Source organism: Psychrobacter sp. AOP5-GZ1-6 (assembly GCF_052376345.1).
GTDB lineage: Bacteria > Pseudomonadota > Gammaproteobacteria > Pseudomonadales > Moraxellaceae > Psychrobacter.
In genome coordinates, this window is the sequence record NZ_JBQSVP010000300.1 from 1 (window position 1) to 876 (window position 876).

Consider the following 876-nt stretch of genomic DNA (forward strand, 5'->3'; position numbering starts at 1 on the left):
CATCGATAACCGTAATCGTTTGAGTAGATGATAACGGCCGCTCATATAAATGCTGGCAGGCATATTTTTGCACCTTTAGAACCAGTCCGATTTTTAAACCATTATTTAATTCCAACTTTCCTAGCTTACGTAGATTCTCAAGAGTGAAAGCATTGCGCTCTACCCAGTCCGGTACCAACTGCTCTGTTACTTCAGCTGCTTCAATACGATTAACCGCAAAATTCCGATGTGCCTTTAATAAGACATTATCATCCATATGATCATTCGTTGGATTAAACCCAGTAAGATAGATCATATTGTCGATAAAAATAAGTCCTCTAGGATAGATTACTCTAACGGTAGGATTGTCACGCCATTTGTTTTGATAGCTGATTTGAAGCTGCTTGTTGTGTAATAACGCCTGATGAATGCTAACCAGCACCTCACTATCAAGCTTTGGTGCTTGTACGATACTAGGCAGGGTAATGAGATGATCTTGCCACTGCCCTAGCTTACTTTGATTGAAGCTGGTCTTATCTTGTCGGTGTAATTGACTAAGCTTATCGCTAATACTTTGCTTGAAAGACGTTGGTAAATAGTTTGCGGTATATTTATCAAGCATCTGCCAAAAGAACACCGTTTGCTCATTAATGACATCGATACTAAAACTTGGCTCAATATAAAACCGTGCGGTCTTGCCGCTGATATTCTGACTCCAAGCTGGCAGACGCATTAAAGCATCGCTGTGAAAGACGTCACTGAACATTTGATTGAGACTCGTTAGGTCATTCTCTAAATTTTTACGCTCGTTTGCGTAATGGTCAGGGTTATCGCCATAGACACTCATTAATTCCGTGAGTGAGATAGCCTTGTCTTTACTACGTGGCAGGCGTTGAT

Annotated in this window: 1 protein-coding gene; it reads right to left on the minus strand. The window is 40.8% G+C overall.

Annotated features, from left to right (window positions below):
- A partial coding sequence (locus ACT3RN_RS15895; RefSeq protein ID WP_444518845.1) for a helix-turn-helix transcriptional regulator occupies nucleotides 1-876 on the minus strand: 876 nt, incomplete at both ends.